The organism is Psychrobacter glacincola (assembly GCF_904846215.1).
GTDB lineage: Bacteria > Pseudomonadota > Gammaproteobacteria > Pseudomonadales > Moraxellaceae > Psychrobacter > Psychrobacter glacincola.
Genome location: NZ_CAJGZK010000012.1, coordinates 15,878 through 38,938 on the forward strand (window position 1 = coordinate 15,878; position 23,061 = coordinate 38,938).

Sequence of the window (23,061 nt, forward strand, 5' to 3'; positions counted from 1 at the left end):
TATCAATTTTTCTTGCTTGCTGTGCCGATGCAGACAGAGGCTGCAAAAAATTTGTACCAGCAGTACCGTAGCGTTTTTAGGGCATTTTGACTATATTTGCCTTTTTTGATAAAAAAATACCACCATTACGAAATCCAACGCATGAAAAAAGGCTGAGCATAATTGCTCAGCCTTTTTAAAAAACTTCAATAGACGTTAACAGCCGATTAGTCTTTTAAAACGTCAACCATGGCATTGGCAACATAGTCGATATTGCTACTGTTTAAGCCGGCAACACACATACGTGAGTTCGATACCATATAGATGCCATACTTGCTTTGTAGTTGTGCAACTTGTTCAGGCGTTAGACCTGTAAAGCTAAACATACCGTTTTGTGCGGTCAAGTAATTAAAGTTACGACCTGGGATTTTTTCTTCCAATACTGATTTGAGCTTGGTGCGCATAGATTTGATACGGTCACGCATCGCATATACTTCGCCAATCCATTGCTCATGCAAGGCTTCGTCGTTCATAACGATATCAACGACGCGACCACCATGTGATGGCGGGCTTGAGTACATACGACGTACCGTAGAATTCAGCTGACCAAAGACGCGCTCAGTTTCATCTACCGTTGGGCAAACAACTGATAAACCACCGACACGCTCGCCATATAGCGATAAGTTTTTAGAGAATGAGTTGCTGACAAACAATGGTAGACCCATATCAACTGCTTTACGAATGGCATAAGCATCGCTGTCCATATCTTCGCCAAAGCCTTGGTAGGCGATGTCCATAAATGGAATCAGCTCGCGCGCTTGAATGACGTTTAGGACTTGATCCCATTGCTCACGAGTCAAATCAACGCCCGTTGGGTTGTGACAGCAAGGATGAAGCAAAAGTACATCATCTTTATTCAATGTCTCAAAAAACGCAATCATCTCATCAAACTTGATGCCACCAGTAGCAGTATCGTAGTACGGGTATTTACCGACTTCGACGTCAGAGCCTTCAAAAATAGCAATGTGATTGCCCCATGTAGGGTCGCTCACGTAACACTTAGATTGCGGGAACCATTCATTGATGAATTCTGCGCCGACTTTTAGTGCACCAGAACCACCAATGGTCGCGATAGTAGCCACTAAGCCATCTTGTAAAATCTGAGCATCTTTACCAAACAGCAGTTCTTGACAACCTTTACGATGTCCTGGCAGACCTGCCATTGGCAAATACGGACGCGGCGAGATAGGGTCAGCAATACGCTGTTCAGCCGTTTTTACACACTCAAGTACGGGCATTTTGCCATCTTCGTCATAATAGACGCCCACACCCAAATTGACTTTATCTGGGTTGGTGTCTGCTGCAAATTTGTCCATCAATCCTAAGATTGGGTCGCCGGCATAGTAATCGATACGTTCAAACATGTTTTTTCCTTACAAGGGATATAAGTACAAAGGTATAAGTTGAGGCGCTAAAAAGCATAAACCAGTTTGGGCATTAACTCAATGTTAGATTCCATTATCCCCACCAATTCATGCATTTTTTTGCCAAGTGATATCATTTTTTCTTGACTCATCATTTAAATTGCTTTGATAAGGGGTATAAAGCTGGCTGTTAAATATTTTGCAAATCATCAAAATGGGTCACAAAGTAGCCCTGCAAAAAATGCTTAAAAGCAATGCTGGCTGGTGATAATGCGCGTGAAGAGCGTTGGTAAATAAAAAATCGGCGCATTTTGACCGGCTGAGATAAAGGTCGCATCTGTAAACCATTGGCGCTGACCCAGTCTATCACCTCCGGCATGTAAGGCAGACACAAGGTAATGCCAAAGCCTTGACGGGTCATCTCAAGTGCCGTTGACATAAAGTTCACTTTATAGCGTGCTTGTTGTATGTGGCTTGCGATACGCTCATCAAGCTCAGCGGTCACTTGCTCAATAAATGGACCTTGCAGGGTAATAAGCGGCGTATCAATCAAATCTTGCCAAACAATCTCAGATCTTTGTGCCAGTGCATGATTATCAGGCATGACCACACAGAATGGTAGCTGATATAACAAATCGGCACTGATGTCATCATCAATTTCCATAAATCCAAGCTCAGTGCCCACGCCCAAATCTACTTCGATATTTTGAATATGTTCAAGAACATTTTCTGCTGAGCAATCGAGCAAAGATACGCTGATATCAGGATATTCTTTGGCAAACTGAGCGATAACCGCTGGCATAGAGGAGGCGGCAAATTGCGAAACAGCGAGCCTGACTTGACCTTGCGCTAAGCTCGTTAAGCTACTGGCTTCATTTTCAAACAGCTGCATCTCATTTAAAATGCGCCGCGCTTGCGGCAATAGATGCCGTCCAACTGCCGACAACGACAGCTGACGTGTAGTGCGATCAAATAATACGATGCCAAGGCTAGATTCAAGCTCTTTTATCAATCCACTGACGGCAGATTGGGTTAAATGCATCTGGTCGCTGGCACGAGTAAAGCTGCCGTTGTCAGCGACTTTGATAAAAGCGGTAAGTTGGCGAATACTGATATTCATAAGTAAACCTGATAAATAAATCAAAAAATACGATTAGTCTTATAAATCAAGCTAATCTAATATAAATGAATCGTCAATAGGAATGATTGATGAAACTTATTTTTTGCTAATTTTTAGCGCTTTATACCACCAATTGCAATTAAGGATGATGACAATGGCACAAGTAATGGCAGATTTATTTGACAACCCTATGGGCCTACAAGGCTTCGATTTTGTTGAGTTCGTCTCACAAGAGCCTGAGCTTGTCGAAGAGTTGTTTTGCAACCTTGGCTTTACTCATGTCGCCAATCACCGCTCAAAAGATGTTGCCTTGTTTCGTCAAGGAGACATCAATCTCATATTAAACCGCGAACCAAAAAGCCATGGCAGCTACTTTTTAGGTGAGCATGGTGCCGGCGCCTGTAGCATGGGTTTCCGTGTAAAAAATGCAAAGCAAGCTTATGAGTTGGCGATCGAAAACGGTGCTGAGCCAGTCGATGTCAAGACAGGGGTGATGGAATTACGTCTGCCAGCGATCAAAGGTATCGGCGGCTCGCTCATTTATCTTATCGACCGCTTTACCGCTGGTAACTCTATCTATGACATCGATTTTGAATATCTGCCTGATGTTGATAAGTATCCAAAAGGCTTTGGCTTTAAGGTTATCGACCATCTAACGCATAACGTCTACCGTGGTCGCATGGCGTACTGGGCAGATTTTTATGAGCGTATCTTTAACTTCTGCGAAATCCGTTATTTCGATATCAAAGGTGAATACACTGGCTTGACTAGTAAAGCGATGACTGCGCCTGATGGCAAAATTCGTATCCCATTGAATGAAGAGTCGAAGCAGGGCGGCGGTCAGATCGAAGAGTACTTGATGCAATTCAATGGCGAAGGTATCCAGCATATCGCGCTATTGAGTGATGACTTATTGTCTAGCATCGACAAATTGCGAAACATGGGTATCCCGCTTATGACAGCGCCGAATGAGACTTATTATAAAATGCTAGATGAGCGTCTACCAGGGCACGGCGAGAATATCTCTGAGCTACAGATGCGCGGTATCTTGTTAGATGGCACGACTGAGGGCGATGTTCCACGTCTGCTGCTACAGATTTTCTCTGAAACCATCCTAGGTAGCCCTGTATTCTTTGAGTTTATCCAGCGTAAAGGTGATTACGAAGAAGGCTTCGGTGAAGGTAACTTTAAAGCACTGTTTGAGTCTATCGAGCGCGACCAAGTCCGCCGCGGCATGGTTGGTCAGCCAGAGACTGAAACGCCATAGTTTCCAGTCGGACTTTAAGTCAATAAAAGTAATCTACGGGCAAGGCAAAAGGAGTTTGTCTTGTCCTTAATGGGCAAAGTATGGCTTGAGATAGTAAATCCAAAATAATAGTTGGCGTTTGCTGGCTAAAAGCTCACGTACGAACGTCAATAAAAGGAACACAGGCATGGAACGCCTACAATCTAATCATTCTATCAGCTCTATCAATAAAGCCCTCAGTGCCAAAAGCGTGACTTCTAAAACGCTAGGCACGGATGGGTTCAGCCATACCGATTCAACTGATAAAAAGCAACCTTACTTATCACGTCAACCAGACACTCATGGTCATATTCATTATAGTGACGATGAGAATGCGATGTGGCACGCGCTGCTTGAACGTCAAGCTAAGCAAATACCCAATCGTGCCTGCTCAGCGTATCTTGAGGGTTTAGAAAAACTCAAGCTACCGGCAACCCATATTCCGCAACTACAAGATATCGATGACATTTTGCAAGCCAGTACTGGTTGGCAAACTGCTGCTGTACCAGCGTTAATCAGCTTTGGTAAATTCTTCAAACTTTTAGCGGATAAACGCTTTCCAGTTGCGACCTTTATCCGCCGCTTGGATGATATGGACTATATCGAAGAGCCGGATATTTTTCATGAAATCGTCGGGCATTGTCCGCTGCTGACCCATCCTGCCTTTGCGATTTTTAATGAAACCTATGGCAAGCTTGGACTCAATGCCACCAAAGAAGAGAGATGGTTTTTAGCAAGGCTGTACTGGTTTACCATTGAGTTTGGTTTGGTCGGGCAAGAACCAGAGAATCGCCGCATTTATGGCGGTGGTATCTTAAGCTCACCCTCTGAAACTATCTATGCCCTAAGCGATGAACCGGACTGTCGTGCCTTTGATTTGATTGACGTATTGCGCACTCCTTACCGTATTGACCAAATTCAGCCTATCTATTATGCAATTGACGATTTGGATATATTATTCGATATCGTGAATAGCGACATTATGGGCGCTGTAAAAAAAGCGATGAGTTTAGGATTGTTTGAGCCAACTTACACTGTCGAAAGCATCTAACAAAAAAATGAATATATAAAGTTGATTTATTTTAAAACCGGTACGAGTGCTACTGAATTAAATTTTTCGTAGCCTCTGTTACGCTTGCGAACAGCAAGCAAGAAAAATTTAATTCAGTAGCACGTGGTTAACAACGTATCGATTTTATATAGAATTGCCCATAACTTATTTTAAGAGTAGTAAAAAAAGCATAAACACGGACGTATAATCACTAAAAATCAATAGTTAAAAAAGGACATTATAATGACGACATTATCACAAGCCAGCTGTGAAGCATGCCGTATTGGCGCGCCAACGGTCAGCGACAGCGAAGCGAAAGAGCTACTACAACAAATTCCAGAATGGTCACTCATTGAAGTCGATGGCATCAAACAATTACAGCGCCAATATAAATTTAAGAACTTTGTCTTAGCAATGGCATTTGCCAATGAGCTTGCTGAGATTTCTGAAGCAGAAGGGCATCATCCGGGCATATTGGTAGAGTGGGGCAAGGTTACCGTTACTTGGTGGTCGCACAGCATTAAAGGTTTGCATCGCAATGACTTTGTCATGGCAGCCAAGACCGATAGCTTACTTACCAAATAATCAGAGTAGTCATACTACTAGCAACTGATTACACTTGCTACCCTAAAATCAAACCCTAATGCCAGAATCTACTGGCACTCTAAGGATGTGTGATGCCTCCAAAAATTCTAACCCAAATCTCACCGCAAATGGCATTTATGATTTCAGCCGTTGTTATTGCCATCATGGGCGTTACTATGATTGGCTTTGGCTGGGTACCGCATTTATCATTAATCCTCGCTATCTGTGTCCTTTTAGGCATTGGTATATTCAAAGGATTGAGTTTTGATGATATGCAAGCGCAAATGGCATCAGGCGTGATGCGCGGTATCGGTGCGATCTATTTATTCTTCTTTATCGGTTTGATGGTCGCCGCTTTAATGATGTCCGGCGCCATTCCAACCTTGATGTATTTTGGCTTTGAGCTGATATCGCCGCAGTATTATTATATCTCAGCCTTTGTGTTGACCTCTATTATTGGTATCGCTTTGGGCAGTAGTTTGACGACTGCCGCGACGCTTGGTGTGGCTTTCATTGGTATGAGTAATGCCTTTGATGCTAACGTCGCGATTGCGGCGGGCGCTGTGGTATCAGGGGCGTTTTTTGGTGATAAAATGTCACCATTATCGGATACTTGTACCATTGCCTCAGCGGTTGTAGGCATCGATTTGTTTGAGCATATTCGCAATATGATGTACACCACAGTACCGGCATGGATATTGACGGTCATACTTTTTTGGTTTTTCTCAGGACAGACAGCTGGCTCTGATTTGAGTCAAGTGACGGTGTTGCAAGGACAATTGATTGATAGCGGCTTGGTACATGGCTATGCGGTATTGCCATTTGTGGTCTTGATTGTACTTGCTCTCTTTCGAGTTAATGCCATTTACACCATTATTTGTACCATTGCTGTGGCAATTATCATTACTTATATGCATAGCACGCCAAATGTTGGGCAGTTGGGCGGTTATTTCTTTGCAGGTTACACGCTAGCAGAGTCGCTAGAGCTTGGTGAAGTGGGCGGTATGCTGTCGCGTGGCGGTGTTCAAAGTATGTTCTTTACCCAAGCGATTGTGATATTGGCGCTGAGTTTAGGCGGATTGCTGACGGCATTGGGGATTTTGCCAGCATTATTGTCGGGTATCAAAGACAGTTTAACGACAGCAGGGCGCGCTATTTTTGCCGCTGCCATGTCAGCACTCAGTATCAACGTCCTTATCGGTGAGCAGTATTTGAGTATTCTTTTATCGGGTACGGCATTTCGTCCGACGTTTGAGCGTTTGAATCTGCATCCTAAAAATCTATCACGCACCATTGAAGATGCCGGTACGGTTATCAATCCACTTGTGCCATGGAGTGTCTGCGGTGTGTTTATCAGTCAAGCGTTAGGGGTGCCAGTGCTCGATTATCTACCGTATGCCTTCTTCTGTTATTTGTCGCTGCTACTGACAATATTGTTTGGTTTTACTGGGATAACGATTACGCGCAAAGATGGCTCTAATGTGCGTAAACACCAAAAAGCACAAGCCGTTAATTAAACAATGGCCAAAGAAAAGCCCCTTTAAAGGATGGTTATTCTTTAAAGGGGCTTTCGATACGCCTAGTTATATGGCGATCAACCTAGTATTAAGAGCTATGCGGTATTATCCAAAGACTTTCATGCGCTCTTCAACAGGCTTAAACGTTTTGTCGCCTGCAAGCTGCTCGATGGCACCGAATACCATTTGTGCGTTTAGCGCCCAGTCTTTATCAATGTTCCACGCTTTAGCAACTTTGTCATCGATGACAGGATTATAGTGTTGCAGGTTTGCGCCAATGTCGATGCTGGCTAATGCCGTCCAAATAACATACTGGTGCATCGCGCTGGTTTGATGTGCCCAAATGGGGAACTTGTCAGCATATAACGGTGCGTTTTCTTGCATACTTTTCACGACACTTTGGTCTTCAAAGAACATGACGGTACCAGCACCTGCTTTGAAACCAGCGATTTTTTCTTTTGTTGATTTAAAATTTTCTTCGTCACTAACAATTTCACGTAACGCATCTTCAGCGATATTCCACAGTTTCTGATGCTCTTCACCAAACAATATGACGACACGTGTTGATTGTGAGTTAAATGCTGATGGCGTATGCAAAATAGCATGCTCAACCAACTTAACGATTTCTTCATTCGATACTGATAATTTATTACTCAATGCATAGATAGAACGGCGTTTTTCGGCGAGATTTTGTAAAGTATTTAAATCTGACATAGTATTTCTCCGCATTGTTGAAAAATATCATTTAATTACAAGTCACATATTAAGCATCATGGCACGCTAGCTACTTTGATACCAACTGCTAAAAGCTGGATCTCTCTATTTTATGCCAAGAACAACTCAAGCAAAGCTACATTTTAATTAAACAGTAAAAATCGTAATTACTATCTAGTTTACTGTTATTAACCTCAGTTTACTACAGACCGCTAAGCTACAGACAACTACGGACACAAAAAAACCCAAACGCTTTAAACGTATGGGCTAATTGGACTTGCTTATACTACTAATTGGTACCGGTGGTCGGACTTGAACCGACACGCTTTTAAAGGCAACGGATTTTGAATCCGTCATGTCTACCAATTCCATCACACCGGCGTGTTAGGTGATAACGCTTTACTGCAAACATTATCGAATTGGGCTACAGGGTTAACTCTGTATAGGCTGCGTATTATAGCAGCCTATTTTTGAGGGTCAAGAATTATTTACCCTATTTTAAATAAAAATTCAGTTTTTAACCCACAAAGGCACGTTCAACCGCATAGTCCGCTTGAACGCCCATACGTGGTGAGACGGTCAGACCAAAGTCATCTAAAATAGCTGAAACTTCTGCATTAAAAGGCATGCTACCGCAAATGAGGACACGATCATCATCTTTATTGATTGGTGGTAAACCAATATCTTCAAAGAACTTACCAGATTTCATTAAGTCGGTAATACGACCGCTGTTTCTAAATTCTTCGCGAGTCACAGTTGGATAATAAATGAATTTTTCACGGAAATCTTCACCAAAGATGTCATCATTTGGCAGCTCATTTTCGAACATCTCACGATACGCCAAATCACTGACACCGCGCACACCATGTACCAAGATTACCTTTTCAAAACGCTCGTAGACTTCAGGGTCGCGTGCTAAAGCTAAAAATGGCGCAACACCTGTGCCGGTTGACAGCATGTATAGGTGTTTGCCCGGTAGTAAATCGTCTAGTACGAGAGTCCCCGTTGGTTTTTTGCTGACCAATAGCTCGTCGCCGACCTTGATATGCTGCAAACGCGAGGTTAATGGACCGTCTTGCACTTTAATGGAAAAAAACTCCAGATGTTCTTCGTAATTAGGACTGGCAATCGAGTAAGCTCGCAACAACGGTTTGCCATCAACGACCAAGCCAATCATCGCAAATTCACCATTGCGAAAGCGCAAGCCATCGTCGCGAGTGGTTTTGATGCTAAATAGGGCATCATTCCAATGATGCACTTCTGTAACCGTTTCGGTGCGGAGTTTTGACATAAAGCCCTCGTTAGTAAGTAGTAATCTGTATCAAACAATCTAAATAAGTACTGAATAACCATTTTTAATAATAACGTCAAAATGGTACAAAATTTTAATATGAGATAAATGCTAAGCCATCGCCCTGTTATTTTAACAGTATTGTTCGGTGTTATAAGGTGATGGTGCCGCTCATGACCGTAATTTTTCAAGCCATTATTGGCGAATGCAAGCCATTCTCAATAAATTCATTGCTCATCATAACAAACTTTAAAATAAAAATCTGTCAAGCGGCCTTTGTATAGCATGATAAAATGGAATATCGTTAGTGAATTATTTTGTATGATTTGCCAGAATGAGTTTGTATAGCTTGTTCTCTTTACTATAAATAACGGTTTAACTTTTCCGGATTTGATTTATGTCTTGTCAGCCTGTTTCGCCTTTGAGCTATCATGTAGCACCTATTATCGGCTATCATCATGCACCGCTTTCACAAAAATTTGGCGCGCCCAGACAGCCAAATTTGGTGGCATTGACCAGTGTAATTGAGATGATTGAACCTTATAATACGCCCGCCGCAGTAGTAGGTTTAGAGGAATTCAGCCATATTTGGATCAGCTGGCAATTTCATCATAACTATTTGCATAAAGACAAACAGGCTAACAAAGCAGATAGCAGCTTCCGTGCGCAAGTGCGACCACCGCGTTTGGGTGGCAATCAAAAAATAGGAGTGTTTGCCAGTCGTAGTATGTACCGTCCCTGTGCGCTTGGACTGTCTGTGGTTAAGCTTGAACGCATTGAGATTATCGAGGGTCGGGTGTTACTCATCATAAGTGGAGCTGATATGATAGATGGTACGCCAATCATCGATATCAAGCCCTATGTGCCTTATAGTGATGCACTTCCTGAGGCAAAAAGTGGCTTTGCCCCATCTGCTCCAGCGTTATTGAGTGTGACTGTCACTGAGCCTGCATATGAGCAGTTTTTGCAACTCATGGTCGATCAAAGTGCCAATACTGACAAACAAAACCATAATAAAAAACAAAAAAGTCATGAAGAGAAGACAGACAGTAAAAAAGAGAAGACGACTGTAACAGCGGTCATTGATACGGTAAAAAAGCAATTGCTACTATCTGATTTTGACGCTATAAAGGCATTAATCGCCCAAGACCCACGCCCTGCCTATCGCCGTAAAGAGGCTAATACGTCATTTATCATGCGCTATAAGTCTGTTGATGTAAGCTTTCAGATGCTAGTATTAGATGAGTTACAGATAACGGCTGTGGTAGAAGTATAAGACGTAGCAATCATTGTTTATCATCAATGAAACGATTGACATCATAAAAGAAGAAAAATATGCCAGCTCAACAGTACTCGATAGTAATTGATTTGCGTTGGTGCCTCGATGAATTGTTGGCAGATAAATTAATCGATCAACGTGGCTATAATCTGGTCATTACCAGCCGCCGCAATAAGGCGCAGCATCCGCTATTGACTATTAGTGAGTTTGGTCTACCAAATAGTCATGCGCTCGATAACAATCCTGAAAATAAATTGACGTTGGCATGGCTCAATCAATGGTTGGCTGCCAAAGCAGATATGCCACTCGTCCGTATCGACCCGTTAAAAGTCGATGTGCCGGCGGTGACGCGGCTCATGTCGTTTGAATATGCACGTTCACAACATATTTTGCCGATTGCAGTCACGCTTGATGAGGTGGTTATTGGTACTGACCAGCCTTTTTATACCGACTGGCATGGCAATATTGAAAAACTTATTAAGTCAAAAAGCTATCGTACGGTATTTATCAATCCTGAGCAAATGAGTCGCTATCGGCAGGAGTTTTATCAAGTTACGCAAGCGATTGCTGGCGCCAACTCTTTGCACAAACGCGCAGCGTCTGATATCACCAACGTCGAAGCACTATTGCAGCTTGGTGATAATGCCAATCCTGACGCCAATGACCAGCATATTGTTAAAGTGGTTGATTGGCTGTTGCAATATGCTTTTGAGCAGCGTGCCAGTGATATTCATCTTGAGCCACGTCGCGAAACAGGTAAGGTGCGTTTTCGTATCGATGGGGTGCTGCATAGTGTCTACGAGATGCCGCTTGCGATTATCGTGGCGGTGACCGCACGTATCAAAATTTTGGGACGGCTCAATGTGGCAGAAAAACGTAAGCCGCAAGATGGACGACTAAAAACGCGCACACCCAAAGGGTTGGAGACTGAGCTGCGTCTCTCTACCATGCCGACAGCCTTTGGTGAGAAGCTTGTGATGCGGGTATTTGACCCAGAAGTATTGGTGCGCTCCTTTGCGCAACTTGGCTTGTCTGGTAAGCAGCTTGCCACTTGGCATGAGCTGACGGCTCATCCTAATGGCATTATTTTAGTGACAGGTCCGACGGGTTCGGGTAAAACGACCACTTTATATAGTACGCTCAAGCAATTGGCGACTGAGCAAGTAAACGTCTGTACCATTGAAGACCCGATTGAGATGATTGAGCCCGCCTTTAACCAAATGCAGGTCAATCCAGGGGTTGATTTGTATTTCGCTGATGGCATTCGCTCTTTGATGCGCCAAGATCCAGATATCATTATGGTTGGTGAGATTCGTGATGCCGAAACAGCCAATATGGCAGTGCAAGCATCCTTGACGGGGCATTTGGTGCTATCGACATTGCATACCAATGATGCGCCAAGCTCAATCACTCGTCTGCACGATTTAGGCATTCAGCCTTTTTTGACGTCAGCGACTATATTGGGTGTGATGGCGCAGCGTTTGTTACGGACATTATGCCCGCATTGTAAACAAGCGTTTGACGTCACGGCAGATAGTGAAGTCGCCATTCAGTGGCAAGAATTGGTACAGCCATGGCGAGCTGCCGTGCCAGCGCAGATTTATAAGGCGCAGGGCTGTGAGCACTGCCGCCATACTGGGTATCAAGGTCGCATTGGTCTTTATGAGATAATGCCATTATCGAATGAGCTGAAAAAACTGGTCGCCACTGATGCCAATTTGGACGTACTTAAGCAGCAAGCCTACCGCGAAGGCGTACAGCCACTGCGCCTGTCAGGGGCAAAGCGCATTAGTGAAGGGCTAACGACCATGGAAGAAGTCATGCGAGTGGTACCTCTACATTAGTGGGTCCTCTGCGTTAAAGATACGTTTGTTAAGCTTTACTTGAAAAGCGCGTTCTTTAGAACAATGAAGACTATAACCAATTTGAGTTTTTTATCATCCTAACTTTATTTGAACAACCATTATCAAAAAGCCACTATAACGAGATAGTTTATGTTTACTGACAGCCACTGCCATCTTAACCGTTTAGATTTGACCAAATACGATGGTCAATTGTCTGGCGCGATAGCTGCTATGAAAGCCGCCAATGTGACCCGTGCGATGGCGATTATGTGTGATTTTGCTGAATATGATGAGATTGCCAATATTGTCAAGACTTATGGCGATGAAACGCTCAATCTTGGGATGAGCGTCGGCATACATCCTTGTGAGGATATCAGCGTCTTACAATCAGCCACTGTTGAGCGTCTAATAGAAACCGCTGATGCCAATCATGTGTGGGCAATAGGGGAGACGGGGCTAGATTATTACTGGTCAACGGACAATAAAAAAGCGCAACAAGACAGCCTTGCCCGTCATATTCATGCCAGCCAACGCCTAAAAAAACCACTTGTCATCCATATGCGTGATACCAAAGAAGATACGATTGATATTTTAAAAGCAGAAGGTGCCGAGCATGGCATTATTCATTGCTTTACTGAAGATTGGGAGACGGCAAAACGGGCTTTGGACTTAGGGTTTTATATCTCCTTCTCAGGTATTGTCAGCTTTAAAAGTGCACAAAATATCAAAGATGCCGCAAAAAACATGCCAAGAGACAGAATACTGATTGAAACCGATAGCCCCTATTTAGCGCCCGTCCCCAAACGTGGTCGACCTAATGAGCCTGCATATGTTCCTTACGTCGCCAGCTGTATTGCAGAGATGTATGGCTGCAGCAGCGAAGAGGTCGGGGCATTGACTGCAAAAAACTTTGAGAATTTACTAGCACAGTATCATTAAAGTGGTTATGATATGACCACTCAGTCATTTATTATAAGTTGTGCGATTTTATACGGCAAGCAATGGTTCGTTAAATGCAACCGCATGATTATAAATGACTATTTAGCACACATAAGCATATTCCTTCGTTTTGTTCGTCGCGCAGTCTTTGCATTATCTGATATTCTGGATGCCGATATGTCAATGCAAACTGTGGTCATATGTATGATATTGTCAAGTTTTAGGAGAGGTTATGAGTCGTCAGCATCAATTCAAGGTACGAGAAGAGAATATCTTAGCAATGGCAGAGCAGTTGCTACTTGAGTCAGGCGATGGTGACATCACTTTGGACAGCTTGGCAGACCAGCTTGATTTGGCTAAAGGCACATTGTATAAGCATTTTTCTAGCAAAGATGAGCTTTATCTGCGTATTATTATTCGTTATGAAGAGCAGCTGTTTGAGATCAATCGCATTGACGATTGCCCATCAGCAGGTGTCGCCCGTATGATTTTTCAGCAGCTGTTTAACCCACAAAAAGCCATGCTACTCAATCAAATCGAAGAGCGGTTAGCTGCATCAGTGACGGGTCTTAATCGCCTATTTGGTGAGCTTTATGATATTCGCCGTCAGCGCATGAAGCGCTTAATTGATATTATCAGTGCTTATCTGAAGGATGAGCACAGCAGTTTGAGCACGCGTGATTATTTGTCTTCTATCTGGGCGATGGGTCAGGGCGGCGCAGGTTTACTAAATTCAAGCTTCTATCAGCGTTATTTAGGACGCCGAGATACCTTACGCTACGCCTTTGTGCAGCAAATGTTAGAGCTGCCAAGCCATTATCCGGCGGTTGAAGATGAAGTATTGGATAAGGATATGCAGGAATTGGTTGAGCAGATCGATACTGAGTCAGAAGAGCATCGCAATACCCATTATTAGGTTTTTACGGTACCGTGAAAACCATGAGTGGTTATTTTATAAAAATCTGTGTTGTTATATGCTATATGGCAGCACATTAACCTATACTTGATACAGTCAGTCATATCTGTCGTTTTATATCATATCCCATATAACGTCATTTTTAATAGGATGACGCCATTCTAGATGACCTCTGTATGTCAAAACCTTTATCACCAATGACACATCATCACGCCCAAGCTGGCTTTACGCTGGTAGAAATCGTCGTCGTCGTGGTTATTTTGTCTATATTTGCTGGCATGATGAGCTTATCAGTTGGCAGCAGTGAATCGCGTAAAAATCGCGCGTTTTATGAGCATCTGACGGATTCATTGAGTTATGTTAGATTGTTATCAGCGGAACGTATGCAGCCGATGGGTTTGAGTCTGCAAGCCAATAAGCAAGGTCAAGTGACTCCTGTTATTGTCACTTTATCCAACCCTTATATTGCTTATCAAACGGCTGCCTCCACGTCTTCTAGTAGAGACAGCACGCCTAAAAATTCAATGGAGCTGTCTACCGATTTATCCAGTATGTCTGGTGGGATTGAAAATAAATTACCAACGCCAAGCTGGGAGGTTGAGTCAGAGGTTACTTTGCCTGAGTTACCTGCTGGTGTAAGTTTGAGTGTACAAAGTCTAGATGCTAATAATGTGTCAAATAGAGGACAAACTCAAACGATTCAACCTTGGTTTACCGATCAAACGGTACCGCAAGTGTTATGGTTTGGCACGGGGCAAGCCGCACCGGTGACCATTGAAGTGCGCCATAATTCGCGTTTGGTGGGTGAAGTCATCACGATTATGCCAGATGGCAACATATCGCTAGGGTCGATAGGACAAGGGCAATAGCTGATGATGAATAATAATAAAGTCAAGCCTATATACATAAACCGAAAGCCAACCCTATCAAAGTATGAGAGTGGATTTACCTTGATTGAGGTGATGGTTGCTCTAGCGATTTTAGCGGTTGTGGCTGTGGCTGCGAGCCGTGCCAGTAGTGCTTATTTGAGCTCAGTCGATGTATTACGGACACGTACGCTTGCTCATTTTGTTGCCCAAAACGCTGCTGCTGACTTACGTATTCAAGAGACATGGCTAACGGCTAATAGCACCCAAACAATCAATGCCCAAGGTCGCGATTGGCAAATTACGATGAAGGTGGGTGAGGGTATAACGCCGGCATTAAAAGAGGTGAATATCGCCGTTGCACCTATCATAGATGGTCAGGCGCGTACCACAGTCAATGATATCAATTTGATACTTAGCAACTCAAAGCAAGAGGTTGGTCGTTTAGATTTAGGTAGTGGTAGTACAAGCGGCTCTGGGCAAGCAGGAGTCAATCCATGAGAGAGCAACGTGGGTTTACCTTACTTGAGCTGATGGTCGCCATGGCGATATTTGCGATGCTAGCAGTGGCAGGCTGGCAGGTATTCGATAGCGTCAACCGTGCTCGAGAACGTGCACAATTTCATGCGGATAATTTAGCCGTTTTACAATATGCTTATTTGCAGCTACAACAAGATATGGGACAAATCGTTCCTTATCAAGCAGTAAGTACTCAAAATGCCAATGCTTTAACTAATGCTTCAAATATTGATAATGCAAATAATAGCAATCAAGAAAATACGCCACAGCCTGTGCCTGAACCTTTTATGAGTTTGGATGGTGAGCATGTCAGCTTTGTCCGTTTTGCTGATCCTGATCCTCGATACCAAAGCAGTCCTAGTATGCAGCGCGTCGAATATATTTTTGTCGATGAGCGCTTGATTCGCCGTCAGTATACGAGTGTAGGTGGCAGTGATAGCATCAGCTTGGACAGTGTATTACTTGAAGGCGTGACAGCAGGGCGGTGGCAAGCCTATTTGCCAGAAATGAGTACAAAGTTTCCCAGTGAAGACAGTAATAGTAACAATGCCAGTTTAAACAGCCAGTCTGGACAAGGGACGGTTTCAGCCAATGCTCAGCCTGAGATTGTGCTACTACCGAAAGGGGTGGCTGTCACTTTTACTTATCAAGATATGCCGATTACTTGGCAATGGGCGCTTACTCCCCAGCCAATACCGAATAATAGTGCAAATAAAAATAATACTCCTGATAATTCTAACGGCAACGGCAACGGCAACGGCAACGGCAACAGCGATACCAATAACGATAATAGTAACGGTACGAGCAACAATGATGCAGCCAATGGCAATGTAGACAATGATACTTTAGGAAACGGGATTTAACAGGTGCCGTTTGCTCAATAATAGAGGCTATATATGTCAAGCATGCCAGTTATGCCCATGAAAACCGACTCTCAGCGCGGGGTCGCGCTACTCACTATTTTATTACTAGTGGTCAGTATTACAGTGGTCGCAGGGGCGATGCTTGCCAGTCAAAAAATTGCCATTAGACGCAGCGGTTTGTTGTTTGATCAAAACCAGCTATTACAAGATATCGATGCTGGTCAGCAACTCGCCGTTACGATGATCCGTGCTGACGCTAATCTGAATGATACCGATAGCGCGCAAGATATTTGGGCAAAGCCTATACCCCCTTATACCTTGGGCATACATAGCATTGGTATTGAGATGCGTGATGAAGCCAGTCGCTTTAACATCAATAATCTGTATCAAAACGGCAGGGTCGATAGTAATGCTTTGGCAGTATTTCAACGGCTATTAACCCAATTGAATTTGGCGCCAGACATTGCTATTGCTGTTCTTGATTATCAGGATGCAGACAGTGAGATTTATCAAGATGGCGGTGATGAAAGTACGGTTTATAGCCAGCAGTCTAATAACCCAGCGGATAACGATTTACCTAATCAACGATTTGTCAATATTGAGCAGCTGCAAAATGTGAAAGGCGTAAATGCTGAGGTGTTGGCAGCGCTACGACCTTATATCACAGTCGTGCCGCATTATTTACCTATTAATATGAATACAGCCAGTCCAGTTGTACTTGCTGCTCTGATGGACGGCGCAACCAGCCAGCAGATGCAGACCATCGTCGATTTGCGGGCAAAACAAGTATTTGAGTCTATTGATGATATATGGCAATTGCCAATATTAAGCAGTCTAGATGAGCCGCAACGAAAAGCACTAGCACCATTACTAGCGGTTGATAGCCAAGCATTTACAGCACTTATTACCTCTACTGATAATGCAACTGTTGGTCAGGCAAGACAGCGCTATGCAACCATCATTATTAGCAAAACTGCTACTGATGATACGGGAAATAGCAGTAGCAATATTAATGATAGTACTAGCAATGCCGACAACAAAAAGCCCAAAGAAGTCCGCGTGGTGACGCAGCGACTTTGGGCATTTCGACCGAATTTTTGATGATTATCATTAAACGATAACCATCAAAGGATAATCAAATATAGTCAAGGAAAAGTAATATCGATACATCAAGTACTGCTGATATTAATTTTTCTTGCTTGCTGTGCCTATGCAGACAGAGGCTGCAAAAAATTTATACCAGCAGCACTGTAGCATTTTTGGGATATTTTAACTATATATCTCTTATTGATCACTCAGATGAGTTTCTTCAGTAGATTTCCAGTTATAAGCGCCATAGAACAGCATCTGAGCTTGGCGCGTGCAGTTATGTAGCATCAACTGCTTGCGCTGTTCAATTTCAGCCAAATCGACTTCATCGTCATGATCTTCGGTATAAGTCAGCTCTAGCCAATCAATAATCCAAGAAAAGAACATATTGACCCCAGCCTCAGCCAGCAGTCTACGATCATAAGTATTGATATGGGTAAAAGCAGGCTGTAGCGCCAAATCGTCTGCTAAGCTTCGCCCATGCTGTTTGATAAGCTCATTGATGGCTTTACGGACGGCATCTGAGCCACCATATCGCTCACTGACCAAAAACTGCCAATAGTAGGGTTGCTCACTGACCATATGCAAAAAAAGCTGAATACTTTTGGCGATTTGACGCTCAAAGCTGCGTTTACGCCCAATATGTAAGCTATTACTCAAGGTGGCTAATGTACCCCCTAACTCCTCAATCACCAAGGCGCGACCGAGCGATTCCATATCATCGAAATGGCGATAAAATGCGGTCGGCACGACACCAACCTCTCGCGTGACTTGTCTGAGGCTAATAGAGCTAAAAGATTGTCCTGTCATACATAAATCGAGCACTGCATTAAAAAACGCGTGCCGAGTTTGAAGTTTTTTTTGTTCGCGACTGCTCATAATATTTCAAAATTAACCGATAGATGTCTATCATACTCATTTCATTGCAAAAATACGAATGAAATACGCTTAAATGTCGCTTTTAAACAACAGTCCCCCAATGTCCTTGTAGCTCTTGGGCCAATCGATAAGCTTCATGGTCATTCATGCCCGTGATAAAATCTAAGACATTAAGCATATTTTGATAAATATCATCTGACAAAAAGCGCTGATGCTCATCAAAATGTGGCTTTAATAACATGAGCAAACGCTGCTGCTCAAAGGACATCGGTGTGCTTATCTCATTTGTCCACGCTAATGGCATAAAAGCATCCAACAGGCGATGCAGGCATTGATTGGCCATCAGCTCCATACGTACTTTACTTGGGTGGTTAAATATTTTTTCACGTGCTAAGTCTTTGGCTTGGGTAATACCGCTTTGAACGGCCACATCACAATGCGCAAATAGGCTGCCATCTAACGTACCCGCTAGCATCGCATCACTATTGGCAACAAAGGCATCGGTGACACTATTGACCAAGCGCATCATTGCCCGTGAACGTAGTGATGCCAGATGTTGCCTGACGGACATGTGCGCAGGCAGGCTGATAGTACTAGGATGCTCGCCAATAAGCTCATAGAAGATAGTCGCCACCTCAGCGTAAGTAAGCATATTCAGATTGATGCCATCCTCTAAATCTATCAGTGCATAGCAGATATCATCCGCAGCTTCTAATAAATAGGCGAGTGGATGACGAGCAAAACCGTCGTGATGCTTTGAGCGCGGCAGACTTAAGCATGCTGCCAGCTGTTCTAATTGTGCGGCTTCACTATAAAAGCAGCCAAATTTTTGTATATTGCTCGTAGCTTTATCTTGATAAGCCTCATTGCTATGTGTGGCAAGCCAAGGATATTTCATAAACGCGCCTAGCGTGGCACAAGTCAAGCGCATACCGCCTGCATCAGGGTGATGCTCATTACGAGTTAATATGCGAAAACCTTGGGCATTACCCTCATACGCCAGTAAGTCTAATTGCTCATTACTGCTCATATTTTGCAGAATGGTTTGACGTTCAGAATGCATAAACCAATCACGAATGGCGTACTCTCCGGCATGACCAAACGGCGGATTGCCAATGTCGTGGGCGAGGCAGGCCGCTTGTACAATAACACCCACATCAGCTGGCGTGACACCGTCAGGTAAACCGCCTTCTAATGTATGATGCAGCTTCTCTGCTGCCATTACGCCCAAAGAGCGTCCGATACAAGAGACTTCAAGCGAATGCGTTAAGCGTGTATGAATGCCCAATTGATTGGTCAGTGGATGTACTTGGGTTTTTTGATTGAGCTGACGAAAGGAGTGCGAAAATACCAGTCTGTCATAGTCTTTATGAAAAGAAGAACGTGCGCTGTCTTGAGCAGGGGCTTTTTTGTGGCTGCCCAAACGCTGGGCGCTAAATAGCTTTGCCCAATGGCTACGGCTATTAAGTGGTTTATTGATAGGAGTGCGCATAGTTTATAGTCCGTTATTTTTATTATTTAACTGTTGTCGCTCCCAGTATAATAAAAAAAGCCAGCATCAAGGCTGGCTTTTGGTTGTTCTATGCTAAGACTGTGTAAACACGCCATCTACTATTAAAGGTTAAGCATTAAACGTTAAAACGGAAATGCATCACATCACCATCTTGTACGATATAAGTCTTACCTTCTAAGCGTGATTTGCCGGCAGCAGCAGCACCTTTTTCGCCGTTGTGTTCGATAAAGTCATCATAAGCAATCACTTCAGCACGAATAAAACCGCGCTCAAAATCGGTATGAATCACGCCAGCTGCTTGAGGAGCGGTTGCACCAACGGCTACTGTCCATGCACGCACCTCTTTCACACCAGCGGTAAAGTAAGTTTGCATATCAAGTAAATCATAACCACCGCGAATGACTTGGTCTAGACCGGCCTCGAGCATGTCCATCTCAGCCAAGAAGTCTTTTTTGTCGTCTTCATCGAGCTGGGCAATTTCAGATTCGATTTGATTACATAGCGCGATGACGATAGAATCTTCGCCAGTGGCATAGTTGCGCACCGCATCTAAGTACGGGTTATTCTCAAAGCCATCCTCAGAGACGTTAGCGATATACATGGTAGGCTTCAGAGTGATTAAACCATAGCTTCTGATGAGTTTTTTCTCATCAGCATCAAGATTGGCGGCGCGAGCGGCTTGACCTTCTGCTAATAATGGTTCGATTTTTTTGAACACATCAAGCATGGCTTGCGCGTCTTTATCGCCGCCTTTGGCTTTTTTGGTCAAGTTAAAGATCGCACGCTCAACTGCTTCTAAATCGGCTAACGCCAATTCAGTATTGATGGTTTCGATGTCGTCGATTGGGCTGACGCGACCATCGACGTGTACGACGTTATCATCATCAAAACAGCGTACCACATGTGCAATGGCATCGGTCTCACGGATATTGGCTAAGAATTGGTTGCCCATCCCTTCGCCTTTTGACGCACCAGCGACCAAGCCTGCGATATCAACAAACTCCATCGTCGTTGGTAATACGCGCTCAGGGTTGACGATGTCAGCCAGTTTCTTTAGGCGTGGGTCAGGTACAGGAACGATACCGGTGTTGGGATCTTTGGTACAAAATGGAAAGTTTTCAGCGGCGATACCCGCTTTGGTCAAGGCATTAAACAGGGTGGATTTACCCACGTTTGGTAGACCGACGATGCCGCAATTAAAACCCATAACATGCTCTCAATATATTGATAAAATCAGTTGATATAAGACTTAGTAAAATAGTAACTCAAAATTGGGCGTATTGTAGCAAATTTAACCGAATATGGGTGAGGTTGTTATACTGCTTAAGTGGGTTTTCATCGCGTCGAATCAGCTGCCTTTTAGATTTTTATTAGCATATTAAGCTATAGTCAGTCCTAAATAAAAGAAATACAAATGTTATAAATCACTACTGGGGTTAGTTTTTCTTGCTTGCTGTGCCTCTGATGGTAGAACGAGCAATGAATCATTGAATAAGCTGAATTTACTTGTAGCCATTCAATTCATTTTTTCTTACAAAGCACTCCCAAATCACTTTACTTATCTAAGACAGTCCTTAGAATAAATCAATAACCCATTAAAAATAGGAGCACTTCAAGGTGCGATTGACCAATTACAGTGATTATGCGCTGCGCTCGTTAATATATTTGGCGACTAAGCCCGAGCCGAATCTATTGGCAAATATCAGTGATATTGCCAATAGCTATCATATATCTAAAAGTCATTTGACTAAGATTATTCATCAGCTGGGGCAACTGGGTTATATCGATAGCGTGCGCGGTAAGAATGGTGGTATTCGCTTGGCTTGCGCGCCAAAAGACATTAATTTGGGCGTATTGATTAAACAAATAGAGCCAGATTTTGCTTTGGTTGAATGTTTTTCTACAGACTTGTTGAACAGTCCGAGTCCGAACACTGATGGTGCTAGCAGGGCTATGATGAATGTAGCAAACAAGAGCGCTTACGCCAACGACATGTCATTAAAACTGATTGATGAGACCGCAAGCCATATAGCTTCAGGCTGTATTATCAGTCCGGTCTGTCAGTTAAAACAGGTGCTTTTTGAAGCGTTGACCGCATTTATTGCGGTGCTTGAGCGCTATACATTGGCAGATATTATCAGCAATAAGGATGAGCTTGCAGCGTTATTGTCATAATATATTTTCCCGTTTTTTAAGAGGTAATTTATATTTAATAAGATTTTATGATTTACTTGCTAATCATTGTTAAGTTATTATTAATGCAATGCTATTTTAGTGAAAATTATTTAAATTGACTTCAAAATTATTAAAGGGTCGTATTATGAAATTCGTTTGCAAAATCAGTGCATCAGCTCTCATGGCAGTCATGTTATTAACCGGTTGTTCAAGTTTAGATGCAGCTAGCAATGCCACCCAAGATAATATCGTAAAAGTTGCACCGACGTTGCAAGCAGGATTTCGCTTCAGTGCTGCTGAAAATTTTGATATTGCCAATAAAGACAAGCTGTCTTATCGTAATTTTTATGAAAAACCTTCTACAGGCGCAGATGCCAGATGGTTCGATGCTGTAAAACGCGGAGATCTCGCGACTGTCAAATATATGGTAGCACAGGGTCAGAATTTAGAAGCCAAAGACACCGGTAACCTTGATCAAACAGCACTGGGCTGGGCGGCATTTATTGGTTATGAAGACATGGTTGATTATCTGATTGCCCAAGGTGCAAGCTTGCAGGCGACTGATAAAGGCGATGTCTATAACGTTCTAAAATCTGCCGTATTGGGCAAAAACACCAAAGTGGTCAAAAAGGTACATGGGTTACTAAATGCTCAAACACCAGTCAATTTAAATGATCAAACCTTAGAGAGTGATGGCGAGACCTTGATTATGGTTGCTGCCAGTAATAACCGAATTGAAACCGTAAAATACTTGCTGTCAAAAGGTGCCAATCCAAATCTGGTGGCGACCACTAAAGATAAGAAACTTGGTTCTTATAATCAAGGCGCATACTCTTATGCCTGTACGCGTGGGCATATAGAGATGCAGCAACTGCTAAAGGCAAATGGTGCTATCAATCATCGCACGGGCAAGGCAAGTTGCGAGTAATAGCGTTATCAAAATTAAAAAAGGCGACCAAAATGGTTGCCTTTTTTATAATATATGACTACAAAAAAATCATTATAGTCAGGGAAAAGTAATATCGATACATCAAGTACTGCTGATATTAATTTTTTTGCTTGCTGTGCCTATGCAGACAGAGGCTGCAAAAAATTTATACCAGCAGTACTGTAGCGTTTTGATATATAGTCAGATGAAAATAAAAATGTTATGAAAATTCAAACGCGCTATTGGTATAAATTTTACTGGCGTGCTGCGTTCCCAGAGGCTGCG

21 protein-coding genes and 1 tRNA gene are annotated in these 23,061 nt (G+C 43.2%); 14 read left to right on the plus strand and 8 right to left on the minus strand.

All coding sequences use genetic code 11. The features are described from left to right. Positions 1-206 precede the first annotated feature (206 nt). Both JMW90_RS08285 and JMW90_RS08290 read right to left on the minus strand, forming a co-directional pair. Positions 207-1,403, minus strand: coding sequence for an amino acid aminotransferase (locus JMW90_RS08285; protein ID WP_201563102.1), 1,197 nt, complete (start codon positions 1,401-1,403; stop codon positions 207-209). Between the two features lie 190 nt (positions 1,404-1,593). Continuing rightward, on the minus strand, positions 1,594-2,523 hold the full coding sequence (locus tag JMW90_RS08290; protein ID WP_201563104.1) for a LysR family transcriptional regulator: 930 nt from the start codon (positions 2,521-2,523) through the stop codon (positions 1,594-1,596). A gap of 166 nt (positions 2,524-2,689) precedes the next feature. Between JMW90_RS08290 and hppD the strand changes: the two genes are divergently transcribed. The 4 genes from hppD (at position 2,690) to nhaC (ending at position 6,961) form a co-directional block, all read left to right on the plus strand. After that, a complete protein-coding gene (gene hppD / locus JMW90_RS08295; RefSeq protein ID WP_201563226.1) occupies positions 2,690-3,790 on the plus strand; it encodes a 4-hydroxyphenylpyruvate dioxygenase in 1,101 nt (366 codons plus the stop codon). A gap of 166 nt (positions 3,791-3,956) precedes the next feature. Continuing rightward, positions 3,957-4,859: a phenylalanine 4-monooxygenase gene (phhA, locus tag JMW90_RS08300; RefSeq protein WP_201563106.1), complete on the plus strand. Its 903-nt coding sequence runs from the start codon at positions 3,957-3,959 to the stop codon at positions 4,857-4,859. Between the two features lie 243 nt (positions 4,860-5,102). Further along, entirely contained in the window at positions 5,103-5,444 is a 342-nt protein-coding gene (locus tag JMW90_RS08305; protein ID WP_201563108.1) for a 4a-hydroxytetrahydrobiopterin dehydratase, read from the plus strand. A 92-nt stretch (positions 5,445-5,536) separates the two neighbouring features. Beyond that, positions 5,537-6,961 (plus strand): Na+/H+ antiporter NhaC, encoded by a 1,425-nt coding sequence (nhaC, locus tag JMW90_RS08310; RefSeq protein ID WP_201563110.1) that lies wholly within the window; start codon positions 5,537-5,539, stop codon positions 6,959-6,961. A 105-nt stretch (positions 6,962-7,066) separates the two neighbouring features. Here the strand turns inward: nhaC and JMW90_RS08315 are convergent, their stop codons facing one another. From JMW90_RS08315 to JMW90_RS08325, 3 genes are all read right to left on the minus strand, one after another. Continuing rightward, positions 7,067-7,675 carry a nitroreductase family protein gene (locus JMW90_RS08315; RefSeq protein WP_201563112.1) on the minus strand — a complete coding sequence of 203 codons (609 nt, stop codon included), beginning with the start codon at positions 7,673-7,675 and terminating at the stop codon, positions 7,067-7,069. Positions 7,676-7,969: 294 nt separating this feature from the next. Further along, positions 7,970-8,056: transfer RNA gene (locus JMW90_RS08320), tRNA-Leu, on the minus strand. A 136-nt stretch (positions 8,057-8,192) separates the two neighbouring features. Then, positions 8,193-8,966 carry a ferredoxin--NADP reductase gene (locus JMW90_RS08325; RefSeq protein WP_201563114.1) on the minus strand — a complete coding sequence of 258 codons (774 nt, stop codon included), beginning with the start codon at positions 8,964-8,966 and terminating at the stop codon, positions 8,193-8,195. 397 nt (positions 8,967-9,363) lie between these two features. Here JMW90_RS08325 and tsaA point away from each other — a divergent pair, with 397 nt between their 5' ends. The 8 genes from tsaA to gspK all read left to right on the plus strand — a co-directional run bounded on the left by tsaA (position 9,364) and on the right by gspK (position 17,293). Beyond that, the gene (gene tsaA / locus JMW90_RS08330; RefSeq protein WP_201563116.1) at positions 9,364-10,242 is read left to right on the plus strand and encodes a tRNA (N6-threonylcarbamoyladenosine(37)-N6)-methyltransferase TrmO; all 879 of its coding nucleotides are present in this window, start codon (positions 9,364-9,366) and stop codon (positions 10,240-10,242) included. Between the two features lie 59 nt (positions 10,243-10,301). After that, entirely contained in the window at positions 10,302-12,089 is a 1,788-nt protein-coding gene (gene tfpB / locus JMW90_RS08335) for a type IV pilus assembly ATPase TfpB (protein WP_201563118.1), read from the plus strand. 150 nt (positions 12,090-12,239) lie between these two features. Continuing rightward, positions 12,240-13,028 (plus strand): TatD family hydrolase, encoded by a 789-nt coding sequence (locus tag JMW90_RS08340; protein ID WP_201563120.1) that lies wholly within the window; start codon positions 12,240-12,242, stop codon positions 13,026-13,028. Positions 13,029-13,260: 232 nt separating this feature from the next. After that, positions 13,261-13,944, plus strand: a complete 684-nt coding sequence (locus JMW90_RS08345; RefSeq protein ID WP_201563122.1) for a TetR/AcrR family transcriptional regulator — start codon at positions 13,261-13,263, stop codon at positions 13,942-13,944. 176 nt (positions 13,945-14,120) lie between these two features. Continuing rightward, positions 14,121-14,813 carry a prepilin-type N-terminal cleavage/methylation domain-containing protein gene (locus JMW90_RS08350; RefSeq protein ID WP_201563124.1) on the plus strand — a complete coding sequence of 231 codons (693 nt, stop codon included), beginning with the start codon at positions 14,121-14,123 and terminating at the stop codon, positions 14,811-14,813. Between the two features lie 3 nt (positions 14,814-14,816). After that, positions 14,817-15,311 (plus strand): type II secretion system minor pseudopilin GspI, encoded by a 495-nt coding sequence (gspI, locus tag JMW90_RS08355; protein WP_201563126.1) that lies wholly within the window; start codon positions 14,817-14,819, stop codon positions 15,309-15,311. Further along, positions 15,308-16,192 (plus strand): type II secretion system minor pseudopilin GspJ, encoded by an 885-nt coding sequence (gene gspJ / locus JMW90_RS08360; protein WP_201563128.1) that lies wholly within the window; start codon positions 15,308-15,310, stop codon positions 16,190-16,192. Before gspI ends, gspJ begins: the two co-directional genes overlap by 4 nt. A gap of 33 nt (positions 16,193-16,225) precedes the next feature. Next, a complete protein-coding gene (gene gspK, locus JMW90_RS08365; protein ID WP_201563130.1) occupies positions 16,226-17,293 on the plus strand; it encodes a type II secretion system minor pseudopilin GspK in 1,068 nt (355 codons plus the stop codon). A gap of 183 nt (positions 17,294-17,476) precedes the next feature. Here gspK and JMW90_RS08370 read toward each other — a convergent pair whose 3' ends face one another. The 3 genes from JMW90_RS08370 to ychF all read right to left on the minus strand — a co-directional run bounded on the left by JMW90_RS08370 (position 17,477) and on the right by ychF (position 20,880). Next, complete coding sequence (locus JMW90_RS08370; protein ID WP_201563132.1) at positions 17,477-18,160, minus strand: TetR family transcriptional regulator; 684 nt, start codon at positions 18,158-18,160, stop codon at positions 17,477-17,479. Positions 18,161-18,242: 82 nt separating this feature from the next. Further along, positions 18,243-19,652 carry a deoxyguanosinetriphosphate triphosphohydrolase gene (locus JMW90_RS08375; protein WP_201563134.1) on the minus strand — a complete coding sequence of 470 codons (1,410 nt, stop codon included), beginning with the start codon at positions 19,650-19,652 and terminating at the stop codon, positions 18,243-18,245. 136 nt (positions 19,653-19,788) lie between these two features. Further along, on the minus strand, positions 19,789-20,880 hold the full coding sequence (gene ychF / locus JMW90_RS08380) for a redox-regulated ATPase YchF (protein ID WP_201563136.1): 1,092 nt from the start codon (positions 20,878-20,880) through the stop codon (positions 19,789-19,791). 410 nt (positions 20,881-21,290) lie between these two features. Here ychF and JMW90_RS08385 point away from each other — a divergent pair, with 410 nt between their 5' ends. Both JMW90_RS08385 and JMW90_RS08390 read left to right on the plus strand, forming a co-directional pair. After that, on the plus strand, positions 21,291-21,848 hold the full coding sequence (locus JMW90_RS08385) for an Rrf2 family transcriptional regulator (RefSeq protein ID WP_201563138.1): 558 nt from the start codon (positions 21,291-21,293) through the stop codon (positions 21,846-21,848). 145 nt (positions 21,849-21,993) lie between these two features. Next, positions 21,994-22,776 (plus strand): ankyrin repeat domain-containing protein, encoded by a 783-nt coding sequence (locus JMW90_RS08390; RefSeq protein ID WP_201563140.1) that lies wholly within the window; start codon positions 21,994-21,996, stop codon positions 22,774-22,776. The last annotated feature ends 285 nt before the right edge of the window (positions 22,777-23,061 follow it).

Coding starts and splice junctions, on each gene's coding strand:
- JMW90_RS08350 (WP_201563124.1), top strand. CDS start 14,121: ATGTCAAAACCTTTATCACCAATGACACATCATCACGCCCAAGCTGGC.
- JMW90_RS08325 (WP_201563114.1), bottom strand. CDS start 8,966: ATGTCAAAACTCCGCACCGAAACGGTTACAGAAGTGCATCATTGGAAT.
- phhA (WP_201563106.1), top strand. CDS start 3,957: ATGGAACGCCTACAATCTAATCATTCTATCAGCTCTATCAATAAAGCC.
- JMW90_RS08345 (WP_201563122.1), top strand. CDS start 13,261: ATGAGTCGTCAGCATCAATTCAAGGTACGAGAAGAGAATATCTTAGCA.
- JMW90_RS08370 (WP_201563132.1), bottom strand. CDS start 18,160: ATGAGCAGTCGCGAACAAAAAAAACTTCAAACTCGGCACGCGTTTTTT.
- JMW90_RS08290 (WP_201563104.1), bottom strand. CDS start 2,523: ATGAATATCAGTATTCGCCAACTTACCGCTTTTATCAAAGTCGCTGAC.
- gspK (WP_201563130.1), top strand. CDS start 16,226: ATGTCAAGCATGCCAGTTATGCCCATGAAAACCGACTCTCAGCGCGGG.
- JMW90_RS08375 (WP_201563134.1), bottom strand. CDS start 19,652: ATGCGCACTCCTATCAATAAACCACTTAATAGCCGTAGCCATTGGGCA.
- ychF (WP_201563136.1), bottom strand. CDS start 20,880: ATGGGTTTTAATTGCGGCATCGTCGGTCTACCAAACGTGGGTAAATCC.
- gspI (WP_201563126.1), top strand. CDS start 14,817: ATGATGAATAATAATAAAGTCAAGCCTATATACATAAACCGAAAGCCA.
- gspJ (WP_201563128.1), top strand. CDS start 15,308: ATGAGAGAGCAACGTGGGTTTACCTTACTTGAGCTGATGGTCGCCATG.
- JMW90_RS08285 (WP_201563102.1), bottom strand. CDS start 1,403: ATGTTTGAACGTATCGATTACTATGCCGGCGACCCAATCTTAGGATTG.
- JMW90_RS08315 (WP_201563112.1), bottom strand. CDS start 7,675: ATGTCAGATTTAAATACTTTACAAAATCTCGCCGAAAAACGCCGTTCT.
- JMW90_RS08340 (WP_201563120.1), top strand. CDS start 12,240: ATGTTTACTGACAGCCACTGCCATCTTAACCGTTTAGATTTGACCAAA.
- JMW90_RS08305 (WP_201563108.1), top strand. CDS start 5,103: ATGACGACATTATCACAAGCCAGCTGTGAAGCATGCCGTATTGGCGCG.
- nhaC (WP_201563110.1), top strand. CDS start 5,537: ATGCCTCCAAAAATTCTAACCCAAATCTCACCGCAAATGGCATTTATG.
- JMW90_RS08390 (WP_201563140.1), top strand. CDS start 21,994: ATGAAATTCGTTTGCAAAATCAGTGCATCAGCTCTCATGGCAGTCATG.
- tfpB (WP_201563118.1), top strand. CDS start 10,302: ATGCCAGCTCAACAGTACTCGATAGTAATTGATTTGCGTTGGTGCCTC.
- hppD (WP_201563226.1), top strand. CDS start 2,690: ATGGCAGATTTATTTGACAACCCTATGGGCCTACAAGGCTTCGATTTT.
- tsaA (WP_201563116.1), top strand. CDS start 9,364: ATGTCTTGTCAGCCTGTTTCGCCTTTGAGCTATCATGTAGCACCTATT.